General features: G+C 38.0%; 31 protein-coding genes and 1 pseudogene. 9 read left to right on the top strand and 23 right to left on the bottom strand.

What is annotated here, in order from left to right:
* Nucleotides 1–32: 32 nt before the first annotated feature.
* The 13 genes from DF281_RS03405 to DF281_RS03345 form a co-directional block, all read right to left on the bottom strand.
* Entirely contained in the window at nt 33–320 is a 288-nt protein-coding gene (locus DF281_RS03405; RefSeq protein ID WP_109348841.1) for a GNAT family N-acetyltransferase, read from the bottom strand.
* Between the two features lie 40 nt (nt 321–360).
* Nucleotides 361–1,332 carry a ring-cleaving dioxygenase gene (locus DF281_RS03400; protein WP_109348840.1) on the bottom strand — a complete coding sequence of 324 codons (972 nt, stop codon included), beginning with the start codon at nt 1,330–1,332 and terminating at the stop codon, nt 361–363.
* A gap of 135 nt (nt 1,333–1,467) precedes the next feature.
* Entirely contained in the window at nt 1,468–2,394 is a 927-nt protein-coding gene (locus tag DF281_RS03395; protein ID WP_109348839.1) for a DUF1002 domain-containing protein, read from the bottom strand.
* Nucleotides 2,395–2,519: 125 nt separating this feature from the next.
* Nucleotides 2,520–3,377, bottom strand: coding sequence for a CvfB family protein (locus tag DF281_RS03390; protein ID WP_109348838.1), 858 nt, complete (start codon nt 3,375–3,377; stop codon nt 2,520–2,522).
* Nucleotides 3,378–3,404: 27 nt separating this feature from the next.
* Nucleotides 3,405–3,824: a transcriptional regulator MntR gene (mntR, locus tag DF281_RS03385; RefSeq protein ID WP_109348837.1), complete on the bottom strand. Its 420-nt coding sequence runs from the start codon at nt 3,822–3,824 to the stop codon at nt 3,405–3,407.
* 112 nt (nt 3,825–3,936) lie between these two features.
* Nucleotides 3,937–5,061 (bottom strand): GNAT family N-acetyltransferase, encoded by a 1,125-nt coding sequence (locus tag DF281_RS03380; RefSeq protein ID WP_109348836.1) that lies wholly within the window; start codon nt 5,059–5,061, stop codon nt 3,937–3,939.
* 23 nt (nt 5,062–5,084) lie between these two features.
* Nucleotides 5,085–7,184, bottom strand: a complete 2,100-nt coding sequence (locus DF281_RS03375) for a heavy metal translocating P-type ATPase (protein ID WP_109348835.1) — start codon at nt 7,182–7,184, stop codon at nt 5,085–5,087.
* A complete protein-coding gene (locus tag DF281_RS03370) occupies nt 7,181–7,528 on the bottom strand; it encodes an ArsR/SmtB family transcription factor (protein ID WP_307725159.1) in 348 nt (115 codons plus the stop codon). The genes DF281_RS03375 and DF281_RS03370 overlap by 4 nt, the downstream gene beginning before the upstream one ends.
* Nucleotides 7,529–7,654: 126 nt before the next feature.
* Nucleotides 7,655–8,002 carry a fluoride efflux transporter CrcB gene (crcB, locus tag DF281_RS03365; protein WP_109348834.1) on the bottom strand — a complete coding sequence of 116 codons (348 nt, stop codon included), beginning with the start codon at nt 8,000–8,002 and terminating at the stop codon, nt 7,655–7,657.
* Entirely contained in the window at nt 7,999–8,358 is a 360-nt protein-coding gene (locus DF281_RS03360) for a fluoride efflux transporter FluC (protein ID WP_109348833.1), read from the bottom strand. The genes crcB and DF281_RS03360 overlap by 4 nt, the downstream gene beginning before the upstream one ends.
* On the bottom strand, nt 8,358–9,116 hold the full coding sequence (locus tag DF281_RS03355; protein ID WP_109348832.1) for an exodeoxyribonuclease III: 759 nt from the start codon (nt 9,114–9,116) through the stop codon (nt 8,358–8,360). Before DF281_RS03355 ends, DF281_RS03360 begins: the two co-directional genes overlap by 1 nt.
* A gap of 62 nt (nt 9,117–9,178) precedes the next feature.
* Nucleotides 9,179–10,105, bottom strand: coding sequence for a UDP-N-acetylmuramate dehydrogenase (gene murB / locus DF281_RS03350; protein WP_109348878.1), 927 nt, complete (start codon nt 10,103–10,105; stop codon nt 9,179–9,181).
* A gap of 80 nt (nt 10,106–10,185) precedes the next feature.
* Nucleotides 10,186–10,491, bottom strand: a complete 306-nt coding sequence (locus DF281_RS03345) for a winged helix-turn-helix transcriptional regulator (protein ID WP_109348831.1) — start codon at nt 10,489–10,491, stop codon at nt 10,186–10,188.
* Between the two features lie 143 nt (nt 10,492–10,634).
* Between DF281_RS03345 and DF281_RS03340 the strand changes: the two genes are divergently transcribed.
* Complete coding sequence (locus DF281_RS03340; protein WP_109348830.1) at nt 10,635–11,507, top strand: VOC family protein; 873 nt, start codon at nt 10,635–10,637, stop codon at nt 11,505–11,507.
* A 12-nt stretch (nt 11,508–11,519) separates the two neighbouring features.
* Nucleotides 11,520–12,050: a YceI family protein gene (locus DF281_RS03335; RefSeq protein ID WP_109348829.1), complete on the top strand. Its 531-nt coding sequence runs from the start codon at nt 11,520–11,522 to the stop codon at nt 12,048–12,050.
* 220 nt (nt 12,051–12,270) lie between these two features.
* On the opposite strand, the gene DF281_RS03330 is transcribed toward DF281_RS03335, so the two are convergent.
* The 3 genes from DF281_RS03330 to DF281_RS03320 all read right to left on the bottom strand — a co-directional run bounded on the left by DF281_RS03330 (nt 12,271) and on the right by DF281_RS03320 (nt 14,841).
* Nucleotides 12,271–12,921, bottom strand: coding sequence for an FMN-dependent NADH-azoreductase (locus DF281_RS03330; RefSeq protein WP_109348828.1), 651 nt, complete (start codon nt 12,919–12,921; stop codon nt 12,271–12,273).
* Nucleotides 12,922–13,055: 134 nt separating this feature from the next.
* Nucleotides 13,056–13,763, bottom strand: a complete 708-nt coding sequence (locus tag DF281_RS03325) for a DsbA family oxidoreductase (RefSeq protein WP_109348827.1) — start codon at nt 13,761–13,763, stop codon at nt 13,056–13,058.
* A 151-nt stretch (nt 13,764–13,914) separates the two neighbouring features.
* Complete coding sequence (locus DF281_RS03320) at nt 13,915–14,841, bottom strand: manganese-dependent inorganic pyrophosphatase (protein WP_109348826.1); 927 nt, start codon at nt 14,839–14,841, stop codon at nt 13,915–13,917.
* 270 nt (nt 14,842–15,111) lie between these two features.
* On the opposite strand from DF281_RS03320, the gene DF281_RS03315 reads away from it, so the two are divergent.
* The gene (locus DF281_RS03315; protein ID WP_109348825.1) at nt 15,112–15,909 is read left to right on the top strand and encodes a GNAT family N-acetyltransferase; all 798 of its coding nucleotides are present in this window, start codon (nt 15,112–15,114) and stop codon (nt 15,907–15,909) included.
* Nucleotides 15,910–15,960: 51 nt separating this feature from the next.
* On the opposite strand, the gene DF281_RS03310 is transcribed toward DF281_RS03315, so the two are convergent.
* The 3 genes from DF281_RS03310 to DF281_RS03300 are packed head-to-tail and all read right to left on the bottom strand — an operon-like array spanning nt 15,961 to nt 18,728.
* Nucleotides 15,961–16,434, bottom strand: coding sequence for a GyrI-like domain-containing protein (locus DF281_RS03310; protein WP_109348824.1), 474 nt, complete (start codon nt 16,432–16,434; stop codon nt 15,961–15,963).
* A 1-nt stretch (nt 16,435) separates the two neighbouring features.
* The gene (menC, locus tag DF281_RS03305; protein WP_109348823.1) at nt 16,436–17,545 is read right to left on the bottom strand and encodes an o-succinylbenzoate synthase; all 1,110 of its coding nucleotides are present in this window, start codon (nt 17,543–17,545) and stop codon (nt 16,436–16,438) included.
* A gap of 13 nt (nt 17,546–17,558) precedes the next feature.
* A complete protein-coding gene (locus tag DF281_RS03300) occupies nt 17,559–18,728 on the bottom strand; it encodes an amidohydrolase (protein ID WP_109348822.1) in 1,170 nt (389 codons plus the stop codon).
* An 82-nt stretch (nt 18,729–18,810) separates the two neighbouring features.
* Between DF281_RS03300 and DF281_RS15060 the strand changes: the two genes are divergently transcribed.
* Both DF281_RS15060 and DF281_RS15055 read left to right on the top strand, forming a co-directional pair.
* Nucleotides 18,811–18,939, top strand: a complete 129-nt coding sequence (locus DF281_RS15060; protein WP_370447845.1) for a nucleoside triphosphate pyrophosphohydrolase family protein — start codon at nt 18,811–18,813, stop codon at nt 18,937–18,939.
* Nucleotides 18,940–18,969: 30 nt separating this feature from the next.
* Nucleotides 18,970–19,119 (top strand): annotated as a pseudogene (locus DF281_RS15055) (MazG-like family protein); the annotation flags it as partial.
* 119 nt (nt 19,120–19,238) lie between these two features.
* Here the strand turns inward: DF281_RS15055 and DF281_RS03290 are convergent.
* A complete protein-coding gene (locus DF281_RS03290) occupies nt 19,239–20,456 on the bottom strand; it encodes an MFS transporter (protein ID WP_109348821.1) in 1,218 nt (405 codons plus the stop codon).
* A 220-nt stretch (nt 20,457–20,676) separates the two neighbouring features.
* Here DF281_RS03290 and thrC point away from each other — a divergent pair, with 220 nt between their 5' ends.
* The 4 genes from thrC (at nt 20,677) to DF281_RS03270 (ending at nt 23,837) form a co-directional block, all read left to right on the top strand.
* Nucleotides 20,677–21,729, top strand: a complete 1,053-nt coding sequence (gene thrC, locus DF281_RS03285; protein ID WP_109348820.1) for a threonine synthase — start codon at nt 20,677–20,679, stop codon at nt 21,727–21,729.
* A complete protein-coding gene (gene thrB / locus DF281_RS03280) occupies nt 21,726–22,628 on the top strand; it encodes a homoserine kinase (protein ID WP_109348819.1) in 903 nt (300 codons plus the stop codon). The genes thrC and thrB overlap by 4 nt, the downstream gene beginning before the upstream one ends.
* Before the next feature lie 94 nt (nt 22,629–22,722).
* Nucleotides 22,723–23,139, top strand: a complete 417-nt coding sequence (locus tag DF281_RS03275) for an Rrf2 family transcriptional regulator (protein ID WP_109348818.1) — start codon at nt 22,723–22,725, stop codon at nt 23,137–23,139.
* A gap of 71 nt (nt 23,140–23,210) precedes the next feature.
* On the top strand, nt 23,211–23,837 hold the full coding sequence (locus DF281_RS03270; RefSeq protein ID WP_109348817.1) for an NAD(P)-dependent oxidoreductase: 627 nt from the start codon (nt 23,211–23,213) through the stop codon (nt 23,835–23,837).
* A gap of 53 nt (nt 23,838–23,890) precedes the next feature.
* Here the strand turns inward: DF281_RS03270 and DF281_RS14665 are convergent, their stop codons facing one another.
* Genes DF281_RS14665 through DF281_RS03260 form a run of 3 tightly spaced genes read right to left on the bottom strand, consistent with a single transcriptional unit; the run spans nt 23,891 to nt 25,738 of the window.
* A complete protein-coding gene (locus DF281_RS14665; protein WP_166636056.1) occupies nt 23,891–24,028 on the bottom strand; it encodes a hypothetical protein in 138 nt (45 codons plus the stop codon).
* 10 nt (nt 24,029–24,038) lie between these two features.
* Nucleotides 24,039–24,848 (bottom strand): zinc transporter ZupT, encoded by an 810-nt coding sequence (zupT, locus tag DF281_RS03265; RefSeq protein WP_109348816.1) that lies wholly within the window; start codon nt 24,846–24,848, stop codon nt 24,039–24,041.
* An 11-nt stretch (nt 24,849–24,859) separates the two neighbouring features.
* Entirely contained in the window at nt 24,860–25,738 is an 879-nt protein-coding gene (locus tag DF281_RS03260) for a LysR family transcriptional regulator (protein WP_166636055.1), read from the bottom strand.
* Nucleotides 25,739–25,773 lie beyond the last annotated feature (35 nt).

Below are 25,773 nucleotides of genomic sequence, written 5' to 3'. Positions count from 1 at the left end.
TCGCAATGATGCGATTACTTCTTTTTCGTCTTCTATACTTTTGAAACTTTAATATCATCATATGCATTTGAACGTTCAAATGCCGAAACTACGTATGAGCAAACTGGCTCAATTTTGTAATTGTTTTTTCGTGCGAATGATGCTGCTTGATTTAAAAGTTGTTTTGCTATGCCTTGTCCTCGTAATGAGTCATCTACAAATGTATGATCGACTACCATTACATCCCCTAGTAATGCCCATGTAATTTCAGCGATTACTTTGCCATCTTGTTCATGAACATAAGCTCCTTGACTGTCATCCTGTCTTAATTCAAATTCCATCAAAACAACCTCCCCTTTTTTACCATTTTATCACAGTTAATTAATCAAGTGAAAGTGGATGCAATCCTGCTTCGATTTCTTCACGACGATCTTCTAAAAATGGAGGTAATGCTAAGCCAGCGCCTAATGCTTCCATCGGTTCATCCGCATCAAATCCTGGTTTGTCTGTTGCTAATTCAATCAGAATTCCATTTGGATCGCGGTAGTAAATTGAACGGAAGTAATAGCGATCTACTTTACCCGAAGTAGAGAACCCTAGAGCATCTAATTTCTCCATCCATTGATCGTATTCTTCAAAAGTAGAGATACGGAATGCAACGTGGTGTACTGACCCTCTACCAGGTCTTTCAACTGGAAGGTCTAAACGTGTTTCGATATGAACTTCGCCTGCTGGACCACCCTCTGCAGTCGAATAAACGATAATATCTGGTTGTCCCTCGACTAGAGATGGGTATGTGCCGATTTTTTCGAAACCGAAAACATCTGTTAAGATTTTTTCTGTCGCTTGTGGTTTACGTAATGTGAATGTAACGCCACCTAATCCTACGATTGCAAATTGTAATGGAATGCCTTCTACTTCCCATGGTTCGCCGTATGGAATGCCTGTACCATCATCTACAACTAATAAGAATCTTGCTAAATCTTTATCGCGGAATGCTAAAGTTTTGCGGCCGAATCTTTCTTCGATTTCGCCATGCTCTACGCCTAGTTCGTCAAAACGTGTGATCCAAAAATCTAATGCTTCATCAGATTTCACACGGAAAGCTGTATTGTTAATACTTGATACACCTTCATACGTACGACCAGCGATTGGAATATCGAAGTAAGTCATATCTGTCCCTGGTGTTCCTACTGCATCCGCATAGAATAAATGATACGAAGAATTGCTATCTTGATTTACTGTTTTTTTCACTAATCGCATACCTAAAATGCGTGTGAAAAAGTCATGATTTCGTTCTATATGTGAAGTAATTGATGATACATGATGAATCCCGCCTAATGATAATGTCATAATAATTTCCTCCTTATCTCGAAAATATCTTGAATTCGAGATATTATTTAATTACATATTAGCATGGATGATTTCAAATTGCAAAGCATTAAAAAAAGACTTCGTAATTTTACTTACGAAGCCTTTCAGAAATGATTAGTTAAACCAACCTTTTACAGTGTCCACAAGGTTTTGGAAGAAATCTTTCACACTTGCCCAAAAGCCTGAATCACTATTTACATCATTTTTAAGATTTTCAATTTTATCTTTTAATGAGTTATTTAATTGATCTAATTGTGATGACCATTTGCTAAAATCAATTTTTAAATTACTGATTTTATCCATTAGATCGATTAATAATTGGCGATCTGTATCGCTTAGTTCAATTTTTAATGTACTTAATTTATCATCAACAATTTTCGCTACATCTTCTTTTGTAGCTGGTTTTTGCTCGGCAATTGCTTGTTTGATTTCAGTTAGAAGTTGGCTTACTTTCTCATCAGAAACACCTGAATTTTGAGCGATTCCTGTTGCGACAGATAGTTCTTGGTTCGCAACATCTGTACGATTTTTATCCAAAGTTTTACCTGTTGTTACTTCATAGGCTTTGTAAATTCCAGCTAATGCAGAGTGACCTGAAACTTTCTTAGGTGCTGCAACATCCACTTTCGCATCTTCAATACCAGCAGTTAACATCGCATTCGAATACATATCCGAAGTAACTTGTGTAATATTATCAGGTGTTACAATATTGATGACAAGGCCTGCCCCTTTATCCTGTGGTGTAATTTTTGCAGATGAATATAATCTTGCACGAGCATCTCCATCTTGAATATATTTCGCAATATCCGAACCTGTAATTGTAATTTCTTCAGTTTCTTCATCAGCGGCTACGTTTAAATCTTGTTTTACTTGTGCTTTTTCTTGTTCATTTAATGAAGAACCATATACTGCGATTGGCACTCCTAGTTTTTCATTTACAGTCGATGATGATTGAGTTGCTGCCTGACTAATCACTGGTGATACAACAGCTGTAGTCGTTAAGCACATTGCTGCAATAATCGCGATTGCTTGTTTTTTCATTTTGAACGACACTCCTCTTTCGTTTTCTTGTTTTGTTACCTACTCCTAATAATACGAATGTAATGCATTAAAGGTTTCATATACAAAAAAATCCAGCCCAATTGAATGGGCATGGATTGTTTTTGTTACTTCATAATTGTCCAACCATCTTCTTGCGTGATGCGGTCTGCTTTCATTAAAGTACCTAATGCACGTTTGAAAGAACCTTTACTCATATTGAACATATCTTTAATTTCTTCTGGTGTCGATTTATCAGAGAATGGCATTTTACCGCCTGTTTCTTGTAAGTATGCGAAGATTTGATCTGCATCAGCAGATAATCTTTCATATACACGTGGAAGCATTGAAGCATTAATTGTACCATCTTCTTTTACTTCGATTACGCGTACAGTCACATCTTCACCTAATCTAGGCTCTTCTTTACGTTCTGATTCGTGAACGAAAATACGGTATGGCTCGTCAACACCGATTAGGAATGTACCTACTGGTAGTAAACGGTAAGGTCGGGCTACGATATTTTTGTTAAATAGCTCTGGTTCAGCATCTTCGTATAATTCTAAAAAGCGATCTTCATTAATTAAACGTCCAAATAAACCACCATCACGATCTACACGTAATGTTACGTATAAATGATCGCCTGGCTCTGGCCATAATTCATCGATTGCTGGTAAATCTTCAGCAGGAACTAATACTTCTCTTGAAGTACCGATATCAACAATAGCACCTTCGTGATCTTTTACTTGAAGCACTTTAGCCCATCCGTATTCGCCTTTACGAACATGTGGAATAGCTGTAGTTGCAGATAAATCACCACGACGATCCGCATATAGGAATACTTCGATTGATTGGTTTTCCTGTAATTCTTCTAAAACGTCAGATGCATTTAGAGGTACATCCACCTCATCATTTGTCAAAATATACTTCGATTCTAAAACTTCTTTTACGACTAGCGTTGCTACGTCGCCTGATTGTAATTGTGTCAATGTATGACTCCTTTCGTAATTGCAGCTCTATTCTCCTTGATGCTCTCTTGTTGCTTCAAGTTTTTGGATGATATCGGGGTTTTCTTCAAGCACTTGAATTAAATCCGCGATACGATCAATAGAATTCCAGCTTAAATGATGCTCAATACCTTCTACATCATGATAAATCAATTCTTCATTTACACCGATTAAACGAAGTAGTTTTTCTAAAAGACTATGTCGGTCAACTAATCGTTTTCCTAATTTCATTCCTTTAGGCGTCAATGTAAGACCACGATATCGTTCATAGACTAAATAATCATCCTTATCGAGTTTCTGTACCATTTTCGTAACAGAAGAAGGAAGGACCGATAATGCTTCGGCAATATCCGAGACACGAGCATAACCCTTCTGATCAATTAATAAATAAATCTGTTCGATGTGGTCTTCCATACTAGGTGTCGGCATCAAATTCCCTCTCTTTCAATGTCTTATCCTTCTAGTTTACTACATGAAGAAGTAAAACGTAACTACTTCGAAAGAATGGTCAATTATTTGTACTAATCAGAACTATTTACTATTAATGCGAGAATGTTGTTTCACTAATTTTAGCGTAAATGCACGTATCTCTTAATGTTAATCCTGCAGCATCTAAACTGTCATTTTTTAAGATACCTTCTAATTCATACCCTGTTCTTTCAGCAACTGCACGACTTCTAACATTGTCGCGATCACAGCGAAGCTCCACTCTTTTCGCAGCTAATTCTTCAAAAGCAAATTGTGTAATTCGATTTGTCGCTTCTGTAATGTAGCCATTTCCTTCAAATCGATCATCAATCCAATAGCCAATTTCATACTTAGGTATATCCCAATTAATATTATGCAATCCAGAACTACCGATAAATTCACCCGTTTCTTTAATAAAAAGATGCATACGTAATTCTTTTCGAGCTAAGAAGTTTGCATTCGCTTCACGTAAATTCTCTTTCACATCTTCTCGAACAGGTTCATTTTGCGCCCAAGCCATAAATTGTTTCAACGATTTGGCTGAACGCACAGTCGCTTCATAGACAGCATCTGCATCCTTAATTTCTGGAATTCGAATGAGTAATCTTTCCGATTCAAATGAAGTCGCGAAATCCCAATTGATTGCCGGTGCTTTTCTTTTCGGCTTCTTATCATCCCAACATAGCGGTGTTTTTTCGCCAGAATAATAATCTTCACGCGTCATCCCATAAGTAATCGCATCGAAGTATTCGTTCTCTTTCGGTACATACCACGCTTTTCTAAAATGCGCTTCCTTCACAAAACCTACACGTTCAAATGTTTTGCGCATCGCGATATTGTCTTGTCGTGTATGACCTTCTAGTCGAATTTTCGGATTTTCAAGATTGAAAACATATTCTGCAATTAATTTTAAAGTTTGAAATCCATACCCTTTTTCACGATATTTCTCCGCAATTCTTAAATCAAAAATCGGAATTTCATCTTGTAAATCATATAGTTGAACCATACCGATTTTTTCGCCTTCATCATTTTCCGCCCAAAAAGTTTTCACATCATCTGATTCGTATCCACCTTCTTCAATGGCTTTTTCGATCAATTCTTTCCCCGGATGCGTATTTACATGATATGGCCAAACACTCGAAGTAAGAAACTGTATTAACGGTTCTTGTTCTTCCTTCGTCCACTCTTTTAATCTCATCTAAATCCCTGCTTTCTAAAACTCTATTTCTTCTGTATTTTAAGTAATCTCAATGAATTCATAACGACTAGTAGCGTTGCACCCATATCAGCAAAAATGGCAATCCACAAAGTTAACCAACCTGGAATAACGAGTAGTAACGCGATTACTTTTAAGCCTAGTGCAAAAATTATATTTTGTTTAATGATTGTTAATGTTTTCTTACTCAACTTCATCGTGTATGGCAATTTCTCTAAATCGTCGGCCATTAAAGCGACGTCGGCTGTTTCGAGCGCAGTATCCGTACCTGCCCCACCCATTGCAATGCCGACTGAAGCTGCGGCAAGTGCAGGCGCATCATTTACACCATCTCCTACCATTGCTATATGATAATCTTCCTTCATTTTTTTAATTTCAACTAATTTATCGGCTGGCAGTAAATCAGCTTTGACATCTGTCAGTGGTAATTTTTCTGCAATTGCTTGTGCAGTCGGTTTTGCATCACCCGTTAACATAAACAAATGTTTTACGCCAAGTTCTTTCAAGCTTTGTAATACAGAAACTGCCTCATCTCTTAGTTGATCTGCAATCGCAATATATCCCGCAAACTTACCATCAATCGCCGCAACGATTAATGAATTCCCTTGAAGTTGTAATAAATTCATTTCATCTTGAGTCGTTTTAGATACTTGCGTTTCCTCTGAAATCCAGCGAATACTCCCGATTTGAACTTTCTTCCCTTCCACTTCTGCAATAACGCCTTTACCTGTTACAGATTGGAAATTTGAACTTTTAGGGATTTCTAAGTTATTCACATGTGTATAACTTAAGACGGCATCAGCTAATGGATGTTGCGAATCAGCTTCAACCGCTGCGATAAATGCCAAAGGATTAATTCCATCGAATTGTTCCATTTTAACCGAAGTGACTTCTGGAATCCCACGAGTCAATGTACCTGTTTTATCAAATGCGATTGCATTCACATGACCTAGTTCTTCTAAATGAATACCGCCTTTTATTAAGACACCTTGCTTCGCCGCATTACCAATAGCGGTAACGATTGCGACAGGTGTTGAAATAATTAATGCACATGGACAGCCAACAACTAACACGGCTAACCCTTGGTAAATCCAAGTAGCCCAGTCCCCTGTAACTAACCCTGGAACGACAGCTACTAATAATGCAATCAGCATAATCGCTGGTGTATAGTATTTCGCAAAACGATCAACGAACTGCTGTGACGGTGCTTTTTCGGCTTGCGCTTCTTCCACAAGATGAATGATTTTAGCGATTGTCGTATCTTCCACTCTTTTCGTGACACGCACTTCCAATGCACCTGTATCATTTAAAGTACCCGCGAATACTTCATCGCCTATGTCTTTCGCGACAGGAATAGATTCACCTGTAATGGCAGCCTGATTAATCGAGGATTTACCTGTGATCACGACACCGTCCATCGCGATTTTCTCGCCCGGTTTAATGATTAACACATCATTAATTTGAATTTCTTCCGTTAGGATTTCGACAAGTTCACCATCTCTTTTAATGACGGCACTTGGCGGCGCAATATCCATTAATGAACGAATGGACTGTCTTGCCTTATCCATTGAATAGGCTTCGAGTGCTTCACTCACCGCAAACAGGAATACAACCACCGCTGCTTCCTTCCACTCACCAATAATTGCGGCACCGATAATGGCAATTGTCATCAATGTTTTCATATCAAATTCAAGTTTTGCTAAGTTTTTAAAGCCTGCTAAAAATATTTCAGCTCCCCCAACAACGATTGCAATAAGGAAGAATAGCGTTGGAATGAACGTATTATCTGGATAAACATATGAAGTAATATAACCTAAAATAACATAGGCTAAAGCAATTAGTGCAACAACATTTTCTCGTTTTTTATAAACGGGAATTCTTTTTTCAACCTTACTTTCAGCACTTCTCTGTACTGTAATTCCGTCAAAAGCACCTGCAGAATCAATTTCATCTTCCGTCACTTGCCCTGTTATAGCGACTTTTGAAGCACCGAAGTTCACTTTTACTTCTTCAACATTCGGAAGCTTTTTTAAATTATTTTCAAACTTCTGTGCGCAGTTGGCACAACTTAAATTATCGACTCGAAACTCTTTTTTCTCGCTCATACTAGTTGATCCTCCTCTGAATGAACTTGGGCAATCTCGATTAACTGTCGTACATGAAAATCTGCAATCTCGTAATAAATTTGCTTCCCTATTCTTTCAGAGGTCGCCAATTTCTGCTCTTTTAAATAATTTAAATGATGTGAAGCTGTCGCGTTTGAACTATTAATGATTTGAGCGATTTCACACACACATAACTTCTTCTCTTGCACGAGTGCATAAATAATTTTTAAACGTGTTGGATCTGCTAATGCTTTGAAAATAACTGCCATCTTATGAATCGTGTCATTTGAAATGTGTAAATGATGATTCACATGCACATCTGTATGACAGACTGATTCAGCCACTTCGAACACCTCTCATTCAAATAGTTGTTTGATTGTCCTTAGTATAATGAATTATCATTATTGTTTCAATTTTTCTCTCTAATGTATTATTTTACTATAATAAAAAAGAACCGCATTTGCGATTCTTTAGAAAAGTAGATATCCACAAACTATCGCTAAAAAGCTAAATAGCAATGTTGTGATGACGTAAATCAAAGCTGTGGATAATCTTTGAAGTTGCATTAATTTAATAACATCAAAGGAAAATGTTGAAAAAGTTGTGAAGCCTCCTAGAAAGCCTGTTGCCACAATTGCTGTAAATGTAGGCTGCTCCACGAGTACTTGCAACGTCATTCCAATGAAGAAACTACCGATTATATTGACGATTAAAGTCGGTATATAGAAAGCATTTAATTTAGTTGAAAACATTTTCGCAAGAAGAAAGCGACCGACCGCGCCTATTCCCCCACTAATCGCTAGCGCTACATAAATCATTTCACGCTCACTCCTTTACGTCTGTAGATGACAAATCCAATTCCCGCGGCAATAATACAACTTAATGTCATGCCAAATGCGAAGCTCATCGAAAGCCAGAAATGACTTTTCACGAGCATGAGCCATTGTGCGCTAAATGCTGAAAATGTCGTAAATGCGCCTAGCATCCCCGTCGTCAAAAACAGCTGCCAATTTCGCTCATCGCGCACCATAAAGTATCTTTGAAATAAGCCCATCAGAAAGCTTCCGACTACATTTACAATCCATAGCGCTGAGACGGGTTCCACGACAGAATTAACAGCAAATCTCAAAAGAGTTCCGATTGCTCCACCAATAAAAACCAATAGTACGGTCATTAGAATTCCTTCATTTCAAGCAGGATTGGGCAGTGATCACTCCCTAGAACTTGATCGTGGATTTCCGCCTTTTCAATCGCTGGTACGATGCAATCTGAAGTAATGAAATAATCGATTCTCCAACCGATATTTCGTTCACGTACTTTACTCATATATGACCACCATGTGTAGCGATCTGTCGTATCAGGGTATAGATGTCTGAAAGTATCCGTAAATCCAGCTTTCAATAAGCGCGTCATGCGTCCTCTTTCTTCATCTGTGAAGCCAGCATTTCCAACATTCGTTTTCGGATTTTTCAAATCAATTTCCGTATGCGCGACATTCAAATCACCGCAGTAGATGACGGGTTTCACTTCGTCTAACTCTTTCAAATACGCTTTCAATTCATCTTCCCACTGCAATCTACCTTCTAAGCGTGATAAATCTCTTTTCGTATTTGGGGTATAAACTGTCACCATATAAAATTTTTCATATTCTAATGTGATGATTCGTCCTTCTTCTTCACTGTCATTTTCTCCAACACCGTATTTTACTGATAGTGGTGTATGTTTTGTGAAAATAGCTGTGCCTGAATAACCTTTGCGCTCTGCATAATTCCAGTATTGTTCATAGCCAGGTAAGTCTAATTCAATTTGTCCCGCTTGACATTTAGATTCTTGAATACAGAAAAAGTCTGCATCTACTTCATTAAAGTAATCCATGAAGCCTTTTTTCACTGCTGCTCGAATACCGTTTACATTCCATGATACGAATTTCATGCGATTTCCTCCATTATGTAAAAGGAGGCAACCCCAATTTGCAGGATCGCCTCAATTTTTGATTATTTTGTTGGTACTGCGTCTTCTCCGACAATACGAACTTCCGTTTCAAGTTCCACATCGAACTTTTCTTTGACAACTTTTTGGACCATACGAATTGTTTCGATATAATCCGTCGCAGTTGCATTGTCTTTATTAATAATGAATCCAGCGTGTTTCGTCGATACTTCTGCACCGCCAACACCCTTACCTTGTAATTCACTATCTTGAATTAACTTCCCTGCGAACATGCCTGGAGGTCTTTTGAAAACACTACCTGCTGACGGGAATTCAAGTGGTTGTTTAGATGTACGTTTAAAAGTAAAGTCCTCAATCGTCGCATCAATCTCTTGTTTATTTCCTTTTTGTAATTGGAAAATTGAAGATAATGCATAAAATCCTTGTGATTGAATAATACTCTTACGGTAACCTAACTCTAATTCTTCTTTTGAAAGAACGATGACATCGCCTTCCTGTGTTAATACTTTACAGCTCTCGATGACGTCATTAATCTCGCCACCGTATGCGCCTGCGTTCATCGCCATTGCGCCACCGACTGATCCTGGAATCCCACATGAGAATTCAAGTCCTGTCAGTGATTCTGCTGCAGCTGCACGGGACACATCGATAATTAAAGCCCCCGATTGCGCATAAACTGTCGTACCGTCAATATGGATTTGATCCAGCTTGGAAAGATTTAAAACAATCCCTCTAATACCACCATCACGAATGACCATGTTTGAACCATTTCCTAATAAGAAAATCGGCACATTATTTTTACGTGCATACTTCACAACTTGACCAGCTTGTTCCTCTGTTTCCGCCATTACAAAAACATCTGCAGGACCGCCCAGTTTTGTCATCGTATATTTATTTAATGGTTCATCAACTTTTACGTTTGTTGGATCAATAAATTCTGCTATTTCTTTCGCCCATTGTAATTTCATTATGGAAATATCCATTCCCTTCTCGAATAAATTCATTTATATACATATGAATATACAATAAATATTTTACTCGTAAATCGACATTAAAGCCACTCTTTCGACCATTTTTCGATTTCATCTATTGTACTTTTTAAATTCATACCCTTGTCAGTTAATGAATATTCCACTCGAACAGGAATTTCTGTAAATACTTCTCTCTTAACTAAACCTTCTTTTTCAAGCTCTTTTAGTCTTTCTGATAATAATCGACCACTAATCGGTAGATCATTTTGGATTTTATTAAATCTCTGTGGGCCATCTAATAGCTCATATAAAATTAATCCTACCCAGCGTTTACCGATTAAATCCATTGCTTTTGAAAGTCTTGGACACAGTTCTTTTTGTTCCATTCTACTCACCTCATTACTATCATATTGTAACCATAACAAAAGAAAATGTAAAACATCGTAACTTATTTACTTGACGTAATTAATTTATTAATATATAGTAGGTTACAAATAGTAAGTGATAAAAGCGAAAGGGTGTAAACGTAATGAATTACAAATTAGATCCACAAATGCAACTCGGTTATACAAAGATTCGAGTGCAGGATTTTTCAAAACAAAAAGCATTTTATTCAAAATTAGGCTTCACAATAATAGAAGAAACGAATGACTTAGTGAAATTCGGTGTAGATGGTCGAACGATTCTCATCTTAACAACTGAAGACGATGTCATCCCTCGCCCAGCGAGAACAACAGGACTTTTCCATTTTGCGCTCTTAGTTCCTAGCCGTGAAGATTTCGGCCATGTAATCGCGAATCTGTCGAATGAAGGTATTCAATTCACTGGCGCAGGTGACCATATTTATTCAGAGGCATTTTATTTAAATGATCCTGAAGGCAACGGCATCGAAATTTACCATGACCGTCCAAAATCATCTTATGTAATTGATGAGCAAGGCATGGTACAAACAGATACATTGCCTGTTGATGTGCAAAGTATATTAGCCTTGCATGATCCGAACCGTGCTTGGGAAGGTTTCCCGACTGGTACGATTTTAGGGCATATGCATTTGAATGTTTCAGATTTAAATGATGAAGTAGCTAAATTATATTTTGATGCACTTGGTTTTGATTTAAAAACAAACTTCCGTGGTTCAGCATGGTTCATTTCAGCGGGTGGCTATCATCATCACATCGCCATGAACTTATGGAATGGCCGCGGTATCCCGAATGCGCCTAAAATCGCAACTGGATTAGTAAGTTTCTCTTTAAATATTTCTTCTATTGAAGAATTAGAAAAACTAACGGCAAATTTACAAAAACATGATGTTTCATACGAGCAAGTTGGGGAAAAAGTGATAGTGGAAGATATCAATCAAAATGAAATGATATTTGAAGTACAACAGTTAACAACATACTAGGAGGAAATAACAATGACAAAACAAGCATATAAAGTAGACGCAGCACATTCACACTTAGGATTCCAAGTAAAACATATGATGATTTCAAAAGTAAAAGGTACATTTGAAAACTTCGATGCTGAAATGAATTTAAACCCTGAAGATTTAACGGATGCTGAAATCAAATTCACAATTGACGTAGCAAGCATTGAATCACGCAACGAAGATCGTGATAATCACTTACGCTCTGAAGATTTCTTCGATGCTGACAAATTCCCTAAAATGACTTTCGTAGCGACAGACATTAAAAAAACAGACGCAGATGAATACAAATTAACAGGTGATTTCACAATTAAAGATGTTACTCGTCCCGTAACATTTGATGTGGAATACGGTGGTAAAGGTACAAACCCATGGGGTGTTGAAGTTGTAGCTTTCGAAGCTGAAACGAAAATTAACCGTAAAGACTTCGGTCTATCATGGAATGCTGCTTTAGAAACTGGCGGCGTACTTGTAGGTGAAGATATTAAAATCAAAGTTGAGATTGAAGCAAACCCTGCTTAATCAACTCGTTAATAAAAGGACTTCGGCATTGGTCAAATGCTGAAGTCCTTTTTGTATGCTTTTAAAAATACGGCACTATGCCAAATGTTGAGGTGAATGAAATTAGTGGAAATATTTGTTTTCACCTTCTTTCACATGACACGAATAGATTACTTTTGGACTCAATTGAAAAAGGAGGTCAGGGATTTCTCCCCAACCTCCTTTGTTAGCTTATTAAAAATTATGCGTTTACTGCTACTTCAGCAAGACGAGCTGCTGCTGCTTTAACTGCTTCGTAACCAGCTGCTTTAATTTCTTCAGCTTTTGCTGGCATAGCGTTGTGACCTTCGATGATTACTTCATCGATGATTTCCATACCGTATACGCCGCCTACAACTGTTTTGATGTAGTTAACAGCCATTTCCATACCAGCAGTTTCTGGTGTAGAGTAGATGCCGCCACGAGCGTTTAAGATGATTGCTTTCTTATCAGTTAATAATGACACTAGGTTGCCGTTTTCATCATATTTGAATGAGAAACCTGCAGCGTAAGTGTAATCAATGAAAGTTTGTAATTTAGCTGGAATTGTTAAGTTCCAAAGTGGGAATGCGAATACTACTACATCAGCATCAGTGATTGCTTGACGAGCTTTGTTTTGTGCAGCCATTACTTCAGCTTCAGCTTCGTTTAATTCTTGTCCTTGAGCTAATTTACCGTATGCGTTGAATACTTCTTGACCGAAGTATGGCGTGTTTTCTTCGTATACATCATAAGTTGTAACGTTAAGGTTTTCTGCACCTTTTACTGCTTCCATGAATACTTCGTACATTTTACTTGAAACGCCTTCAGTTGAAGGACGGTTATTTGCTTTTACTACTAAAACGTTTGTCAAAATAATCTCTCCCATTTGTTTATAAATTTAATATCTCGATTTCGAGATAAGTACAATATTACAGTCTATTCTATTTTTAGTCAATAAAATAAACCTACGACTTTTGTCTGAAAAGTCGTAGGTTTGATTAAACTTTAGATTTCACATTGGCCGTCTTTACAAACGCCAGCATCTCCAGAACCCATCATTTGAATGCCAGGACGCAAACCTTCTTCTTCCGCCACTTGCTTAACAGCTTGCTCAAATACTTCTGTAGGTTGAGCACCTGAAATTGCATATTTTTGATTGATGACGAAGAATGGTACACCTTGGACACCAATTTCACGCGCTTGTTCAATATCTGTTAATACTTCTGTAGCGAACTGATCATCCGATAAGAAATCACGTACTACTTTTTCGTCTAAACCGATTTCAATTGCTAAAGTTACTAATACATCTGTATTACCAAGTTTAGCGCCTTCTTCAAAGTATGCTTTTAAAAGACGTTCAGTCATTTCTTTCTCTTTATTAAAAGTACCAGCGAATTTAGAAAGACGGTGTGCTTTAAATGTATTCGCAGGAGTCATTTTGTCGAAATCATAGTTTAAGCCAACTTCTGCAGCTCTCGCTTTGATTCCTTCTGTTTGTGATTTTGCTTGTTCTTCAGAAGAACCAAATTTACGAGCTAATGCTGAATACATTGTTTCATCTGATTCTGCAGGAGATCCTGGATCCAGTTGATATGCTTTGAATTCCACATCTACTTTCCCTTTAAATCCTGTATTTTCAATCGCATTTTCTAATTCTCTCTTACCGATATAGCAAAATGGGCAAGCGTAATCTGACCATACTTCAATTTTCATTTCCTATCACCTCTGCGAACATTGTATATGGTTCATTAGTTGAAAATCAAACAATTCGACTTATACCCCTATAGGCATTCAGAAAATGGATTTTCTCCACAAAAAAATCCCGAAAGAATAGGTAAATATTCTTTCGGGATTTCTAAATTACTTATTTTAAAGCGTCAGTTAAAGCTGGAACGATTTGTTTTTTACGAGATACTACATCTTTTAATACAATGCGGTTATTCTCTAACGCTACGCCAAATGCTTCAGCTGATTTCGCTGATTGAGCGCCTGCTGGAACTGCTACTGAATCATTATTTAAAATATCAGTTACTACGAAGAAGAATAAATCTAATCCTTTATCTGCAATTTCTTTATTTAATAATGCTTCTAGTTCTGATTGGCGACCAAGTACATCGTTTACGTCAACAGCATTTACTTGTGCGATGACAACTTTATTTGCACCCATTGCGAATTCTTTTGCATCAAGTGAAAGTAAGTCTTCTAAAGATTTATCAGAAAGGTCTGCACCTGCTTTAAGCATTGCTAAACCGTATTCTTCTAAGTTAACGCCAGCTTTTTCAGCTAATTCTTTTGCAGCTTTTACATCTTGATCTGTGCAAGTTGGTGATTTTAAAAGTAAAGTATCTGACACGATTGCAGAAAGCATTAATCCAGCATATTTAGCAGGAATTTCGATGTCATGTTCTTTGAAAATTTTATTTAAAATCGTTGCAGTACAACCAACTGGCTCTGCACGGTAGTAAAGTGGATTCGCTGTTTCGAAGTTAGCGATACGGTGGTGATCGATTACTTCCGTAACTGTTACTTCTTTAATATCTGCAGCTGATTGTTGGAATTCATTGTGGTCTACAAGAATTACTTCAGAAGCTTCATTCGCAACTGTTTCGACAAGACGAGGTGCATCAAAACCGAATTTTTCTAAAGCGAAAGCTGTTTCGTTATTTGGCTCTCCTAAACGAACTGCCTCTGCATCAACACCTTGTTGTTGTTTTAAATATGCATAAACTAATGATGATGTAATTGTATCTGTATCTGGATTTTTATGTCCGAAAACTAAAACTTTACTCATATTATAAATTCCTCCTGAAGAAATAGATTTACTTAATTATCGTAAATATTTTACCATATTTAACGCAGAAACAAAATTGAACAATTTTCGCCGAACCTTAAATCCACTTTAGAACAAACAAATGACTTTTTATTCCATTATCTATAGTTATTTGTATTATTTTTCATATTAATTTAATAATTTTTTATGTATATTATTGTTTTTTAGTCATTTAAGCATAGGAATTATGGTATTATTTTGATGAACTACAATCAATGAAGAGGGGTCCAAATGGAAAATAAAATCGAAAACAAATATATTCCTTTAGCCAATTACTTCGAAGCCTCTAAAGAAGGTACTTTAAAGCTTACTTTCGCTGAAGTCGAAACGATTATTGGCCAAAAACTACCGAATGCTGCTTACTTGAATAAGAGTTGGTGGACAAAAACAAAGCCACCATTACAACATTTCCTCTCTTGGACAAATAACGGCTACTTCGTTTCTAAAGTGCTACCTAGTTATTATGTACAGTTCGAAAAACCTCAATTTCAAATTGAGCAATCTGAATTTGCTGACCAAAAAACTAGCACCTATATTATTCGCCCTGCCGAATTAGATGATGCTCGTAACCTTGTAAAATTGGCTCAAAGAGTAAACATAGAAAAAGAAGCTACTCCCCCCTACTTTTTACATACAGCAGAAACAGCACCCATGCTACGAAAACGCATTTCAACTTGGCATGCTAAAAACATTGGACAAGTATTTGTCGCAATCGTAGAAGGTAATATTCAAGGTGCAGTTGAAATAAGCAAGGTTTCACCAAGTTATGCACAACATCGCGCTGAAGTTAAACTTACAATCGCACAAGATTATATTCCGCTAAATATTGATTTATTATTATTAGAATCTGCAAAACGTTGGGCATCTCTTAATAATATTCATCGAATCGAATTATCTGTTTCAGTATCAGATACTGCATTGATCAATCGCTTTGAGCAGTTCGGATTCTTAACTGAAGGAATCAAAAAAGATGCGATTCTATATGATAATCAATATTTTGATGAGCTATTCATGGGCATTATTCTTTAACAAATTTAAAAGGCTTACTTCGCATTTTCAAACGAAGTAGCCTTTCTTTTTTTATTCAATCATAATCCAAATTTGTGAATGCAAATCTTCTGCCATAGGATCTTCATCTGTATATACTTCGAGTTGGAATGCCCCTGACATTTTGATTTCACCCTTTGGCAAAACTTCAGTGAAAATAGATTCAAAACCCTTTTGCATCGTTTCTGGCATCGGTCCAATTAATTCAAATACAGCCCAATTCGAAGCAGGAATCACTTCAGATTCATACTCATCATAATCACCATCTGCAGTCACAGCAATCCAGTAATCCATATTCGTTGGTTGCTCCATCGTGCTTTTACATACACCTAGAATTCCCTCGATTTGACCATTGCTCACTTTCGCTAATTCCCCATCTAAACCAGAAGCATTTGCTGCTTCCCACATTTTCGGAATTTCTTGAAAGTTTTCACCATTCACCGTTGAAAAATTAGCTTTTTTCCCTACAATTTTAAACGAATCCAATGCGACTACTTTAAAATCCATACTACACCTCTATTTCTATTTTTTTAATCGTATACTTTTCATATGCTTCTTCATTGATTGAATAGCCGATTCCAGGCTGTGAAGGTAAGTGAATTTCGCCATTTACGACAACAACTTCAGGGGAAATAAGATCTTCATCAAAATAATGGCTAGAACCTGATGTATCTGCTGGTAATGTGAAGTTTTGTAATGTCGTCAGTGCTACACTATGCGCCCGTCCAATACCGGCTTCTAACATACCTCCACCCCAAAGTTGGAGATCCGCTCTGGAAGCTTCTTCGTGAATCAGTCGAGCTTCCTCAATACCGCCCACACGCGCAATTTTCACATTGAATATTTTACAAGCATTCAACGCAATCGCCGTTTGAGCATCTTTCAAACTGCAAATACTCTCATCCAAACAAATCGGTGTATTCAATTGTTTTTGTAGCATAGCATGATCTAAAATATCGTCCGCCCCTAATGGTTGTTCCATCATCAATAAATTGTACGGATCGAATTTTTTTAAATGCTCCATATCTTTCAAAGTATAGGCAGAGTTCGCATCCACCATTAATGGCAAGTCTGGGTAACGTTCACGAATAGTCGCGACTAACGCTAAGTCATTACCAGGTTTTATTTTCACTTTCACTCTTTTCGCACCATTGCCTAATGCAGCATCAATTTTTTGATAAAGCATTTCTGTCATTGGTTGAAGTCCGATACTAACACCGACATCAATCGCTTGTCGTACGCCACCGATCACTTCATAAAGTGGCTTCCCTACTCTTTTCGCATATAAATCCCAAATCGCCGTTTCGACGGCTGCTTTTGCCATAGAATTTCGACGATAAACTGCAAGTAGTTCGCGTACGTCACTTGGATGATGAATCGCTTCTGTCAATAAAGTCGGCAACATGAAATCTTGCAACATATGATGGCATGTCGCTACCGTTTCTTCCGTATACCACGGGGCTTCAAATGCATCGCACTCGCCATAGCCGCAATTCCCTTGATCGTCGTATGCTTCTACAATCAGAAAAAGCTTATCTTGTACGCTTCCGAAACTTGTTTTAAAAGGGGATTTCATACGCATATTCATCGTTCTTAGAATAAATTTCTTAATCTTCATCTATTTTGCCTCATCAACTAACTGTTGCCATCTCCATTTTCGCCTTTTTCATCGCATGAACGATTGCGCGCGATAAAATATCGACACCAACAATTAACTGCTCTCTATTAAAAGTCATATGTGGATGATGTAATCCAGGAACTACTCCACAGCCTAATCCTAGCATAGCAGCTTTCACATGAGGTCGTCTTTTCGTATAAAAATGGAAATCTTCGCCACCAGGTGTTACGACTTCCTCACCTAGATTCTCCTCACCAACCGCTTCGATAATCGATTGTTTTAAAAGGTCGCGTGCATCATCATCTACTTCCGCTGCTGCAATATCGACCAGCACCTTCTGTGAAATCCGCACACCATACATTTCCTCAATTGCACGAATTCCTCGATCAATCCCTGCGCTCAATTGATCCATCGCCTCATTCGTTTGGGCGCGTGCATCCATCGTCAAGATTGCCTTACCTGGGATGACATTCCCCGCCTCACCCCCTGCTTGGAAACGAGTGACTTTCACCGACCACGGAATCGTAGTGTCGACATGAATGGACTTCAATGCATCGACTAAACTACTACCGATTTCAATCGCATTTTTACCTAAATGAGGTCTTGCCGCATGGGCTTCTTCACCATATATTTCGCATGACAGCATCATAGAAGCGCCGTGGTGTAACGCCGGGCTGAACTCTCCATCCTTTAATTCTTGAATCGGTCTTACGTGAACGCCGAATAAATAATCAATATCATCAATAATTCCTCGGTCAATCATCGCAAGTGCGCCTTGGCCTTTTTCTTCAGCTGGTTGGAAAATGATGCGGTATGTGCCACCATTTTCATTTTGAAGTAGCTCTAGTTCTTCCAACTTTTTCAGCATCATACACGCACCGATTGCCATTGTCATATGTCCGTCATGACCGCATGAATGATTCGCTTTCATCGTGCCTTCAACATCTTGCCATAGTGCATCAATATCTGTTCTAAGACCGATCACAGGCTTCCCTTGACCGGTTTCAACATATAGACCAGGAATGCGATCGAATAAATGAACTTCATAACCTAGCTGCTCCAATAGTTCCGCTAAATATTTCGTCGTATTTACTTCATGCCAACTTTTCTCTGGGTGTTCATGTAAATATTGAAAAACATCATCTAACTTTGGTTTAATTGACTTCAACATATCACTATTCATACGTGATCCCATCCTTTTTGAAAATAACTATCAGTTTATAAATGTTATACTCATTTTAAATATATGGAAAGAAGTGGTCATTTTGCAAACAACAATCCAAGAAATTTTAGCTTTTCGAAAAGAACGTGGTTGGCATACTAACCAAGATGCCCGTAGTCTAGCCATTTCCATCTCACTTGAAGCAAACGAGTTACTTGAACCTTTTCAATGAGTAACAGGTGAAGTTGCACAAGAGAAATATCGACAAGAGATTAAAGAAGAGATGGCAGACGTATTAGTATATTTAGTTGCATTAGCCGATCATATGGAGATCGACTTAGAAAAAGCCATTTCCGAAAAACTAATAAAAAATGCGATTAAATATCCAGTACCCGAAAAAACTAGAGTTTAACGTATTAATCATCATATAGTAGAATTTTCAGATATTTTATATCAAAATAATACAGTTGGTCAACTGTGACACGTAAAAAAGCTGCCACCCTCTAATAAATGGGTCGCAGCTTTTACTATTTAATCGAGTTCAACTTGCTTCGTTTCTTTTCCTAAGAAAATAATCGCGATAATAGCAATCACAATCGCTACTGTAAAAATGGTAAAGATACTTCCTAACTCAATATTTTTAGCAGTTAATGTTCCTACTACTAATGGTCCGAAAATACCACCGATTCGCCCTACCGCAGCTGCCATACCAGCACCCGTTCCACGAATAATGGTCGGATAATTTTCTGGTGTGTATGCATATAATGCACCCCAAGCGCCTAAGTTGAAGAATGATAGGAACATCCCTGAAACAATTAATACAGTTGTTGAATCCGCAAATCCGAAAATTAATGCACTAAATGCCGTACCTAGTAAAAATACGGATAAAACGAATTTACGTCCGATTTTCTCGATGATCCAAGCTGCTAGGAAGTACCCTGGTAATTGCGCCAATGTCATAATCAATACGTATTCAAATGATTGAATCATACTGAAGCCTTTCATGACCATAACGCTCGGTAACCATAGGAACATACCATAGTATGAGAAGACGACCATGAACCATACAATCCATAGCATTAATGTACTTTTCGCATATTCCTTCTTCCATACAGAAGCAATGTTTTTTGCGATTGATTGGCGTTGATCCTTCATTTCTTCATATTTAGGTGAATCTGGCAAACTAATGCGTAAGTAAATTGCATAGAATGCTGGAATCGCCGTTAATAGTAATGCTACTCGCCAGCCATACGCTGGAATGACGAAGTATGAAATGATTGCTGCGATGATCCAACCGCCTGCCCAGAAGCTCTCTAATAGAACGACAACGCGTCCTCTTTCTTTCGGGGCAACACTTTCCGAAACTAATGTCGAAGCGACTGGTAACTCCCCGCCTAGCCCAAGTCCTACGAAAAATCTAAGAACCATAAATGCCGCTAAAGTTGTCGTCAACGCTGACAAACCACTTGCGACCGAGAATATTACTAATGTCCACATAAAAACAGATTTACGTCCGAATTTATCTGCTAGTAAACCAAATATTAATGCACCGAATGCCATACCGATCGAGTTAATACTCCCGATCCACCCCATCTCTTGAGGTGTTAAACTCCAATCAATTGCGAGTGCTGCTATTACAAAGGAAAGAATCCCTACGTCCAATGCATCGAATAACCAACCTAACCCTGCAATGCCGAGTAGACGGTTGCGTGATATAGGTTTCTTCTCTGTTGTTGTTTTAGTTGTCACTTTGAACCCTCCATGTGTCTTGTCACTAGTCTGTACAATACTATACAACTTTTCAAACGATGTGACAATATCTTTACAAATTCAAATTGTTCCGAAAATTTACCTTTTACTATAGATATATCTTCCAAAGTACGTTAAAATGTCTTTTATAGAAAAACAGTTGTCCTTTTAAGAAGAACAGCTGAAATGAAAAGAACGTACAAAAAAGGAGATCATTCATATGTGGAAAGGTTTAATCCAAGAATATAAAGAATTTTTACCAGTGAACGACAATACACCATTACTTACTTTACATGAGGGAAATACACCTCTTATTCATTTAGATACCCTATCAAAAGAGTTAGGAATCGACCTACATGTAAAATATGAGGGATTAAATCCAACCGGCTCATTTAAAGACCGCGGCATGGTTATGGCTGTTGCAAAAGCGATTGAAGAAGGTAGTAAATGTGTCATCTGTGCTTCTACAGGTAACACTTCTGCCGCTGCTGCTGCATACGCTGCTCGCGCAGGAATTCAATCACTTGTTGTTATTCCTAAAGGGAAAGTAGCTGCAGGTAAATTAGCACAAGCTTATATGTATGGCGCCAAAATCATTGAAATTGACGGAAACTTTGATGAAGCTTTACAAGCCGTTCGCGATATTTCTGAAACAACAGATGTTGCGCTTGTAAACTCGGTAAATCCATACCGTCTTGAAGGTCAAAAAACAGCTGCTTTCGAAATTTGCGATCAATTAGGCCAAGCGCCAGACGTATTGGCAATTCCTGTTGGTAATGCGGGTAATATTAGCGCATATTGGAAGGGCTTCAAAGAATATAACCAGAAAAAAGGTACTGCTTTACCGAAGATGTTCGGTTTTGAAGCGGAAGGTGCTGCTGCCATCGTACAAGGCGCACCAATTGCTCACCCAGAAACTGTCGCTACTGCAATCCGTATCGGTAACCCAGCAAGCTGGCATTTAGCTGAAGCTGCTCGTGACGAATCAAACGGTAAAATTGCTGCAGTAACGGATGAAGAAATTTTAAATGCTTACCGCTTAATCGCTTCAAAAGAAGGCGTATTTGCAGAACCAGGTTCAGCTGCTTCTGTTGCAGGTGTTATCCAATCTGTTGCAAACGGCTCTATTCCTAAAGGTAGTAAAGTTGTTGCGATTCTTACAGGTAATGGACTAAAAGATCCTGATACAGCTGTTTCTGCTTCAACTGTCGACATGGTATCTTTACCGAATGATGAATCGAAAATCCGCGAATATATCGAGGGTGTTCTGTGAGTAAAAAATGGTCCATTTCCGTTCCAGGAAGTACAGCAAATCTAGGACCGGGATTTGACTCGATTGGGCTTGCATTAGGTCTTTATTTAAAACTTGATGTACAAATTGCTGACAGTTGGTCTTTCAACCATCACTCTGTACATCTTCCTGAAGTCATTGAAGTGGAAGAACATTTAGTTTATACAGTTGCCAAACAAGTTGCAGAGCGCTATGAAGTAACTTTGCCAGCTTGTCAGGTAGATATGTATAGTGAGCTACCACTCGCTCGTGGATTAGGCAGTAGTGCATCTGCGATTGTCGCTGCGATCGAGTTAGTAAATGTTGTTTGCGATTTACAACTGACGGAACAAGATAAGTGTAATTTATCATCTGAAATTGAAGGGCATCCTGATAATGCTACTGCTTCTGTATGCGGTGGATTAACAATTGGTGCTACATTGCCCGATGGTGAACTTCATATTTTAAATGAGAAAAAATTGGATGCTGCATTTGCAGTTTTCATTCCAAATGTTGAGTTGAAAACGGCTGAAGCGCGAAAAGCATTACCTGATTCATACGAAAAAGGATACGCTGTTCACGCCAGTTCATATGGCAATTTATTAACTGCTTCCCTTTTAAAACACGACTATGCTACTGCCGGTAAATTTATGGAAGCAGATTTATTCCATGAACCATTCCGAGCAAAACTAATTCCAAATTACGAACTAATCCGTACGCTTACGAAAGACTACGGTGCATTCGGAACTTCGATTAGTGGTGCAGGTCCAACTGTCATCTCGCTTGTCGATCGTTCAAAAGTGGACGAACTTGTAACTAAAATGAAGCCTCATCTACCAGATTACGATATTAAAGCCGTATCAATTGATGATGCTGGCATCCAAGTTACAGTAACTGAATAACCTTTTAGAGAATCACGATTCATTCGTTGATTCTCTTTTTCTTGACTTCTTTTTCACCTGTAACTATAATGGTTACAAATAGGTGGTGTGGAAAATGGTTAATAGTCGTTTTTCAGTTGCAATTCATATTCTCTCTTTAGTCGCTACTACAAAGGATTCGAATATTTTAACGTCAGATTATATTGCTGGCAGTGTAAATACGAACCCCGTTGTCATCCGACGCATTAGTAGCCTTTTGAAGAAAGCAGGATTAATTCAATCTTCCCCAGGTATTGCAGGCTATTCTTTAACGAAAGAGCCGAAAGACATACAGCTACTAGACGTGTATCGTGCCATCAATGCACCGGAAGAACTTTTCGCCATTCATGAGCATCCCAATCCGGACTGTCCAGTCGGCAAAAGAATCGAGCATACATTAGAAGTTGTTTATGCAGATGTACAACAAGCGATGGAAAATGAATTGAAAAAGAAAACATTGGCTGATTTAGTCGAGCAACTCTTCTCAGAATGAATAATTTTTTGAGAAGATTTTTTTCACCACGCCTGTAACTAAATAAGTTACAACTACTAGGAGGAATTATTATGAAAATCGCAGTAATCGGAGCAACAGGTAAAGCAGGTCAAAAAATTGTCGCAGAAGCACTTTTAAATAAATTCGATGTTACAGCAATCGTACGTGACGCTTCAAAACTACAGGTTGAAATTCCAGCAATCGAGAAAGAAGTATTATCTTTAACAAGTGAAGATTTGAATCAATTTGATGTTGTCATCAATGCATTTGGCGCACCTTTTGGCCATGAAGAACTACATGTGGTTGTTGGTAAACATTTAATCGATATTTTAAACGGCTCATCAACTCGTTTAATCGTTGTTGGTGGTGCAGGTTCATTATTCGTTGACGAAGCGAAAACAATCAAAGTTGTGGATACACCTGACTTCCCAGCAGAATTCGTTCCAACAGCTTCTAATCAAGCAGCAAACCTTGAAGATTTAAAAGCTTCTTCGATCAATTGGACTTTCGTAAGTCCATCTGCATTCTTTGATGCGGAAGGCGCTCGTACTGGCGAATTCGTCTTAGGAGAAGACCACTTACTTGTGAACGCAAATGGCGATAGCTACATTTCTTACGCTGACTTCGCAATTGCCTTAATAAACGAAGCGATGAACGGTCAATTCATTCAAAAACGCTTCACAGTCGGCTCGAAATAATAAAAGAAATAGCCAAGTGATTCTTAACTTCGAATCACTTGGCTATTTTTTATTTAATCAAGTTGTTTTATTTTATTCGGGAGTAATTCAAACGCTTTATCTACTTTACCAGCTTCTTCACTTACTTCATCATGCCAATCCTTCTGTCCATAAATATGACACATTGGATATTTCTCATTTTTACTCATCATTATTTCCCTCCTACGCTAACAACACTAAACTCGCTGCCATGACCATCATACCGACGACGACACCGTAAATTGATGTATGTGTTTCATCATATTCTCTTGCTGCTGGGAGTAATTCATCGAGTGAGATGAATACCATAATCCCTGCTACCCCTGCAAAAATAATGCCGAACATTGTATCTGTTAAAAATGGCATTAATATTAAATAAGCGGCTACTGCACCAACTGGTTCGGACAATCCTGATAAGAATGATAGCTTAAACGCCTTTTTACGGTCGCCTGTCGCGTAATAGATTGGTACGGCAACTGCTATTCCCTCTGGTATGTTGTGGATGGCTACAGCGATTGCTATCGCTAATCCGAGTTGTGGGCTTTCAATCGCTGACATGAAAGTGGCGATTCCTTCTGGGAAATTATGAATCGCAATTGCCAACGCCGTAAAAACACCCATTTTTTTCAGTTTTGCAAACTCTGCTGCTGTTGGTTCCTGTTGTAATGCTTCAACTTTCTTCACTTCATGTGGATTTTCGCCTTTTGGAATTAATCGGTCAATCAATGCGATTAATAACATACCTCCGAAAAATCCAAGCACTGTGAATGCGTAACCTTTCGTATCACCCAGACTTGCTGTTAATGAATCTTTCGCTTTGACGAATATTTCAACGAGTGACACATAGATCATAACCCCCGCTGAAAATCCTAATGCGAAAGATAGAAATTTCGTATTCGTTCTCGATGTAAAAAATGCAACTAAACTTCCGACACCTGTTGCTAAACCTGCAAAGAGCGTTAGCAAAAGTGCATATATGACTGTTGAATCCACGAATTCACCTCTTATTTTTCTAAATGTTCATTTATAAACTGCATAAATTTCTTCGCTACTTCTGGTAAGTAACGATTTTTCATTGTAACGATTCCTAATTGTCTTTCACATTGAAAATCTTTGATTGAAAGTCGCTTCACATGATAGCCATCTAATTTATGAAGGCTTGGTAATAAACCTACCCCGAATCCAGCTTCTACAAAACTTGCGACCGTATGAAACTCCTCTCCTTCAAAAACAATATTCGGTGTGATCCCTGCATGCGCGAATGCTTTTGTTTGAATTTGTCGGAGCGAGTTTCCTTCTTTAATCGTTATGATTGGTTCTTCCGCAATTTCTTTAATAAAAATGGCTTCTTTCATCGCTAATGGATGATTTGCTGGCACGACGACATACACTTCTTCATTCCATAAACCTTGCCATTCGATATTTAATTCGGTATCTACTAAAGGCGTGAGGCAGAGATCGCACTTCCCTTCACTTAAATCTTCTAAAAGATGTTGGGAATTTCGCTGAATAAATTCAAATTGAATATTCGGATTTTTTTGCTGAAATAATCTTACCATTTTCGAAAGGATTTGTGTCCCCATTGAATGCGTAAATCCGACAAAAACCGTCCCTGAATTAGGTGATTGTAAATCTTGTATTTCTTGTTTTGCTTCTTCGAAAATCGTCGTAAGTGGCAATGTTCTCTCTAAAAATATCCGGCCAAAGCGGTTCAAACGGATAGACCTACCGACTCGATCAAATAGTGGCGCACCAATCTCTCCTTCTAATCGCTCAATCGCTTTACTCAATGCTGGTTGAGAAATATTCAATTTTTCAGAAGCCTTCGTCATATGTTCCATGCGCGCTACTGTTTGAAAATACTTCAATTGTTGTAAATCCAAATGAATCACTCCATTCATAACCAAATCGAATCAAT

The sequence above is a fragment of the Kurthia zopfii genome (assembly GCF_003143955.1).
GTDB classification, from domain to species: Bacteria; Bacillota; Bacilli; order Bacillales_A; family Planococcaceae; genus Kurthia; species Kurthia zopfii.
This window is presented reverse-complemented; position numbering and strand designations above follow the sequence as displayed.

Bases quoted from the DNA above. Each gene is read 5' to 3' on its own strand.
- menC (WP_109348823.1), bottom strand. From the start codon at position 17,545: ATGAAGATTAAGAAATTTATTCTAAGAACGATGAATATGCGTATGAAA.
- DF281_RS03380 (WP_109348836.1), bottom strand. From the start codon at position 5,061: ATGAGATTAAAAGAGTGGACGAAGGAAGAACAAGAACCGTTAATACAG.
- DF281_RS03340 (WP_109348830.1), top strand. From the start codon at position 10,635: ATGAATTACAAATTAGATCCACAAATGCAACTCGGTTATACAAAGATT.
- DF281_RS03395 (WP_109348839.1), bottom strand. From the start codon at position 2,394: ATGAAAAAACAAGCAATCGCGATTATTGCAGCAATGTGCTTAACGACT.
- DF281_RS03325 (WP_109348827.1), bottom strand. From the start codon at position 13,763: ATGAAAATTGAAGTATGGTCAGATTACGCTTGCCCATTTTGCTATATC.
- DF281_RS03345 (WP_109348831.1), bottom strand. From the start codon at position 10,491: ATGGAACAAAAAGAACTGTGTCCAAGACTTTCAAAAGCAATGGATTTA.
- DF281_RS03375 (WP_109348835.1), bottom strand. From the start codon at position 7,184: ATGAGCGAGAAAAAAGAGTTTCGAGTCGATAATTTAAGTTGTGCCAAC.
- DF281_RS03360 (WP_109348833.1), bottom strand. From the start codon at position 8,358: ATGACCGTACTATTGGTTTTTATTGGTGGAGCAATCGGAACTCTTTTG.
- DF281_RS14665 (WP_166636056.1), bottom strand. From the start codon at position 24,028: ATGATGAGTAAAAATGAGAAATATCCAATGTGTCATATTTATGGACAG.
- DF281_RS03300 (WP_109348822.1), bottom strand. From the start codon at position 18,728: ATGAATAGTGATATGTTGAAGTCAATTAAACCAAAGTTAGATGATGTT.
- thrC (WP_109348820.1), top strand. From the start codon at position 20,677: ATGTGGAAAGGTTTAATCCAAGAATATAAAGAATTTTTACCAGTGAAC.
- DF281_RS03270 (WP_109348817.1), top strand. From the start codon at position 23,211: ATGAAAATCGCAGTAATCGGAGCAACAGGTAAAGCAGGTCAAAAAATT.
- mntR (WP_109348837.1), bottom strand. From the start codon at position 3,824: ATGCCGACACCTAGTATGGAAGACCACATCGAACAGATTTATTTATTA.
- DF281_RS03315 (WP_109348825.1), top strand. From the start codon at position 15,112: ATGGAAAATAAAATCGAAAACAAATATATTCCTTTAGCCAATTACTTC.
- DF281_RS03355 (WP_109348832.1), bottom strand. From the start codon at position 9,116: ATGAAATTCGTATCATGGAATGTAAACGGTATTCGAGCAGCAGTGAAA.
- DF281_RS03400 (WP_109348840.1), bottom strand. From the start codon at position 1,332: ATGACATTATCATTAGGCGGGATTCATCATGTATCATCAATTACTTCA.
- crcB (WP_109348834.1), bottom strand. From the start codon at position 8,002: ATGATTTATGTAGCGCTAGCGATTAGTGGGGGAATAGGCGCGGTCGGT.
- DF281_RS03320 (WP_109348826.1), bottom strand. From the start codon at position 14,841: ATGAGTAAAGTTTTAGTTTTCGGACATAAAAATCCAGATACAGATACA.
- DF281_RS03310 (WP_109348824.1), bottom strand. From the start codon at position 16,434: ATGGATTTTAAAGTAGTCGCATTGGATTCGTTTAAAATTGTAGGGAAA.
- DF281_RS03405 (WP_109348841.1), bottom strand. From the start codon at position 320: ATGGAATTTGAATTAAGACAGGATGACAGTCAAGGAGCTTATGTTCAT.
- DF281_RS03275 (WP_109348818.1), top strand. From the start codon at position 22,723: ATGGTTAATAGTCGTTTTTCAGTTGCAATTCATATTCTCTCTTTAGTC.
- DF281_RS03335 (WP_109348829.1), top strand. From the start codon at position 11,520: ATGACAAAACAAGCATATAAAGTAGACGCAGCACATTCACACTTAGGA.